General features: G+C 69.3%; 5 protein-coding genes. 3 read left to right on the forward strand and 2 right to left on the reverse strand.

Annotated features, from left to right (window positions below):
* On the forward strand, window positions 1–527 hold a 527-nt coding region (locus tag HUU96_RS11365; protein WP_174292908.1), incomplete at its 5' end, for a phosphorylase family protein.
* Here HUU96_RS11365 and hpnH read toward each other — a convergent pair.
* Entirely contained in the window at window positions 524–1,669 is a 1,146-nt protein-coding gene (gene hpnH, locus HUU96_RS11370) for an adenosyl-hopene transferase HpnH (protein ID WP_174292909.1), read from the reverse strand. The genes HUU96_RS11365 and hpnH overlap by 4 nt on opposite strands.
* A 127-nt stretch (window positions 1,670–1,796) precedes the next feature.
* On the opposite strand from hpnH, the gene HUU96_RS11375 reads away from it, so the two are divergent.
* Both HUU96_RS11375 and HUU96_RS11380 read left to right on the forward strand, forming a co-directional pair.
* The gene (locus HUU96_RS11375) at window positions 1,797–2,408 is read left to right on the forward strand and encodes an ABC transporter substrate-binding protein (protein ID WP_174292910.1); all 612 of its coding nucleotides are present in this window, start codon (window positions 1,797–1,799) and stop codon (window positions 2,406–2,408) included.
* Entirely contained in the window at window positions 2,405–3,409 is a 1,005-nt protein-coding gene (locus tag HUU96_RS11380) for an MlaA family lipoprotein (protein WP_174292911.1), read from the forward strand. The genes HUU96_RS11375 and HUU96_RS11380 overlap by 4 nt, the downstream gene beginning before the upstream one ends.
* Here the strand turns inward: HUU96_RS11380 and HUU96_RS11385 are convergent.
* On the reverse strand, window positions 3,351–4,806 hold a 1,456-nt coding region (locus HUU96_RS11385), incomplete at its 5' end, for an MMPL family transporter (protein WP_174292912.1). The genes HUU96_RS11380 and HUU96_RS11385 overlap by 59 nt on opposite strands.

Here is a 4,806-nt window from a genome sequence, read left to right on the forward strand (position 1 = left end):
CGGCGGGAATCGTCAGCTTCGGCATGGCCGGCGCGCTGGTCGACGGGCTGGCGATTGGTGATTGGGTGATTGCCGACCGGCTGTGGGGCGCAACCGAGATCGAGTGCGACCCGGACTGGAGCGCAGCGCTGCTCGCCCGGCTGTCGGGCGCGCAGGTGGGCGGTTTCTACGCCGACGGGCGCATGATCGACACCGTGGCGGAGAAGCTAGCGCTAGGGGAACGCCACGGCGCGCTCGCGGTCGACATGGAAAGCCATGTCGCCGCCGCGGTAGCCGCCGAGCGCCACCTGCCGTTCGCGATTGTCCGCTGCGTGTCCGACGGCGCGCGCCACCTGCTACCGCACGCGATCACAGTGTCGATGCGCCCCGATGGCGGCATCGACGCGAAGGCGATGCTGCGCTCGCTGGCGGCACGGCCGGGGCAGGTCGGCGATGTCACGCGGACGGCAGCTGGATTCGCGAAGGCGATGCGCGAACTGCAGCGGGGAAGCCGGCACCTGGGGGCGAGCATGGCGCTGCCCGGCTAGGCCGCCCGCTGCGTCCGCCGGAACCCCTCCGGGTCGGCTGCCTTGATCCGCGCCAGCTCGCGCTCGACATGGGTCGAGTGCACGTCTGTCGAGGGCCGCGCGTTCGACAGGTCGATGTCCGGAGCCATCGGCCCATCGGTGCGCACCCCCTTGCGGCCGACCGCGAACATCTTGAGCGGGTGGCGGATGGCGTCGGTCGCGGCCGTGCCCTCGAACCCACAATGGACCATGCAGTCCGAGCATTTCTCGTACTTGCCGACGCCATACTGGTCCCAGTCGGTGCCCTGCATCAGCTCGGCGAAGGTCTCCACATAGCCCTCGCCAACGAGATAACACGGCTTCTGCCAGCCAAAGACGGTGCGCAGCGGCATCGACCAGGGCGTGCACTCATAGGTCTGGTTGCCGGCCAGGAAGTCCAGGAACAACGGCGAGTTGGTGAAGGTCCATGCCTTGCCGCCGTTGCCGCGCTTGAAGACGTCGCGGAAGAAGTTGCGGGTCCGCTCGCGGGTCAGGAAATGCTCCTGGTCGGCGGCGCGCTCATAGGAATAGCCGGGCGAGATGGTGATCTCGACACCCAGCCGCTCCATCTCGTCGAAGAAGCTGGCCAGCCGCGCCGGGTCCGCGCCGTCGAACACCGTGCAGTTGACCTGGACGCGGAAGCCCTTGGCCTTGGCGAGCAGGATCGCCTCGTGCGCGGCGTCATAGGTGCCGGCCTGGTCGACGGCGTGGTCGTGCATCCCCTGGTCGCCGTCGAGATGGATCGACCAGGTGAAGAACGGCGACGGCGAATATTGGTCGATCTTCTTCTTCAGCAGCAGCGCGTTGGTGCATAGGATGACGAACTTCTTGCGCGCGATATAGCCCTTTACGATCGCCGGCATGTCGCGGTGGAGCAGCGGCTCGCCGCCCGCGATCGACACCGCCGGCGCGCCGCACTCGTCGATCGCCGCCATGCACTGCTCGACGCTCAGCCGCTGGTTAAGGATGGGATCGGGATAGTCGATCTTGCCGCAACCCGGGCACGCCAGATTGCAGCGCAGCAGCGGCTCCAGCATCAGCACCAGCGGGTATTTGCCGCCCTTGATATGCTGCTTGAGGGTGTAGGCGCCGATGCGCGCGATCTGGCTAAGAGGCAGGCTCATACCCTCATATACCGCGCCGCGGCACCGATTGCATCCCCCAACCGCTGCCGGGCAATCGATCCCGGTCAGGGTGGATTCAGCCGCGGAGCCCCTATATGCGCCGCGTGATCCGGCTTCGGGAGCCCATATGCCTGCCCTTTTTCGTCGTCTCGCGGTGCTGGGACTATCGCTGTCGACGCCGCTTGCCACCGCCGCGCTGGCACAGGCGTCCGACCCGGCGCGCGCGCCGGTGCAGGCGCTCGACGATGGCCTGGTGCAGATCATGAAGGCCGGCAAGGCGGCGGGCGCGCGCGCCCGGGCGGCGACGATCGGCCCGGTGGTGGACCGCAGCTTCGACCTGCCGTTGATGACCCGGCTGGCGGTCGGGCCAGGCTGGACGGCGATTGCGCCGGCCGATCAGACGGCGCTGGTCGCCGCCTTCCGCCGCCTCACCATCGCGCAATATGCCGCCAATTTCGATGGCTGGTCGGGGGAGAGCTTTACGCTCGCGCCGCAGGTCGAGAGCCGCGGCGGCGACAAGCTGGTGCGCACCACGCTTAACCAGCCCAAGGGATCGGCCGAGGCGCTGAACTACCGGCTGCGCGACAGCGGCAAGGGCTGGCGGATCATCGACGTTTTCTATCGCAACGCGGTCAGCCAATTGGCTACGCGGCGCTCCGACTTTGCGAACATCCTGCAATCGGGCGGTGCCAAGGCGCTGGTCACGCACCTCGATGCGCTGGCGGCCAAGGGCGGTTGACGCCGTTCCCGCTGGCGCTGCTCGCGGCGGTCCCTCTTCAGGAGGGCGCGCCGTCGCATCAGGCTATCCCGTCTTCCGCCGCACCGGCCACCACCGATCCGGCCAAGCTGCCGCTCAAGGCGCGCGCGCTGACGCAGGCGTCGGCTACGGCGCTGGTCGCAGGCCACCCGCGCCATGCCAGGGGCGACCCTCTAGAGGGGATCAACCGCCGCTTCTTCCGCCTCAACGCCGGGCTCGACAAGGCGATCTTCCGGCCGGCGGCGCTCGGCTACAAGCATGTCGTCCCGCGGTTCGCGCGGTCGGGGCTGCGCAATTTCTTCAGCAACCTGACCGAGCCGATCGTCTTCCTCAACGACCTGCTGCAGCTAAAGCCTGGGCGGGCGGCGAAGACGCTGGTGCGGTTCGCGGTCAATTCGACGATCGGGCTGGCCGGGCTGGCCGACCCCGCCAAGCTGAAGCCGCTCAGGATCGTGCACCACGACAATGGCTTTGGCAGTACGCTGGGGCGCTATGGGGTCGGGCCGGGGCCATATGTCTACCTGCCATTCGCGGGGCCGACGACGCTGCGTGACCTGCTCGGCGGTCAGGCGGATCGGCTGGTGCTGCCGTTCACGGTGCAGCAGCCACCGTTCAACCGATATGAGTATCAGGTGCCCAAGGCGGTGATCACCGGCCTGGACGCTCGCGCCGAAGCGGATGACGAGTTGAAGGCGTTGTTCTCGGGTGCGGTCGACCCCTATGCGACGCTGCGGTCGGTGTTCCTGCAGAACCGTGCCGGGGAGATCGCGGCGCTGCGGGGTCGTCCGCGGATCGACGCGCCGGTGCCGGGCGACACGCTCGACCCCGCCGCGCCGGAGCTGAAGGACCCGCTCGCCGATCCCGCCCAGCCCGCACCGCATGGGGACGCGTCACCGCCGCCCAAGGCCAGCGCCGCGCCGGAACTCAGCGATCCCTTGGCCGATCCGGCCGCACCGGCCCCAGCAGCGCCGGCTCGAAGATAAGCGCACACACCAATGTCCAGGCGAGCGAGATCATCAGGATCTTGCCCATGCTGGCGGTGCCCGGATGGTGCGACAGCCACAGGCTGCCGAACGCGGTACCGGTCGCCAGCGCGCTGAACAGCACCGCCCGCGCCAGGCTCGACTGGAGCAGGTCGGTCGCGCCGCCGCGCCACGCCATCACGAAATAGATGTGGAAGGCGACGCCCACCCCGAACAGCAGCGGAAAGGCGATGATGTTGGCGAAGTTGATCGGCTGGCCGATGACGACGCAGCTGCCTAGGGTAAGAAAGATCGACAGGATCACCGGCGCGAGAGTGAACGCGACCTCGCGCAGGTTGCGCAGCACCGCGAACAGCAGCGCGCTGACCAGCAGAAAGGCGATGACGCCCGCCTGCACGAACGCGCCGGCGACCGTCCGCCCCGCCGCCTGAGTCGCGACCGGCAGGCCGGATATGGCGGGCGTGACGGCTGTGACCGCGCGGGTGAAGCGCTCCAGCACACGGTTGTCGTTGGCGTTGCCGGCGGGGAAGACCGTCAGCCGAACGCGACCGTCCGGCGCGATCCAGTCGCGCTTGAGATTGGCCGGCAGCGTGTCGCGCGCGACCGGCTGCGCCGCCAACGCATCACGTGTCGCGGCGAGCATCACCGTCAGCGGCTGCGCGAGCGTGGTGTTCATGCGCGCACGGGTGGCTGGATTGGCGACGGCAAGCCGGGCAACGACGGCGGCGAGGCGGCGCGCATCCGTCGCTCCGGGCGAGCGATCCGCTCCCGCCGCATGGCGCAGCCGGGTCGCTGTCGTAGTCAGCGCCTGGCGCAGGTCGGCATCGCTCGGCGGCGGCGCGACGTCGAAGGGGTTGAGCGTCAGATCGAGCAGGGTCGAGGCGTCCTGGACCAGCGCCAGCTTGGCCGGCTGATCCTCGGGGACGAAGCTGTCCAGCGACAAGGCCTGCCGCACCTCATGCAGCCGGCTCAATCGCTGCAACAGCACCGCCGCGCTCCCCTGGTCGGGCGCCAGCACGTCGATGGTATCCGGCGTCCGGTCCGGGTCGCGGGTCAAGTCGTTGAGCGCCGCCATCGCCGGCGCGGTCTGATTGCGCAGGTGGAAGGGGTTGAAGTCGAACCGCACCAGCGGCAGCGCGGCGATGCTGGCGATCATCGCCGCACCGAACGCCCACAGCACCGCGCGGCGATGCGTCGCCAGCCAGCGATCGACCGGGGCTGCCTGCGCGAAGCCGACCTCGCGCGCCGGCGCGCCCGGCCGCAACACCATCACCAGCGCCGGCAGCAGCGTGACGCTGAGCAGCAGCGCGACGACCATGCCGATGCCCGCGATCACCCCCAGCTCGGCGATGCCGACATAGGCGGTCGGCAGGAACGCACCGAACCCCAGGAACACC

The sequence above is a fragment of the Sphingomonas bacterium genome, from assembly GCF_903644135.1.
GTDB lineage: Bacteria > Pseudomonadota > Alphaproteobacteria > Sphingomonadales > Sphingomonadaceae > Sphingomonas.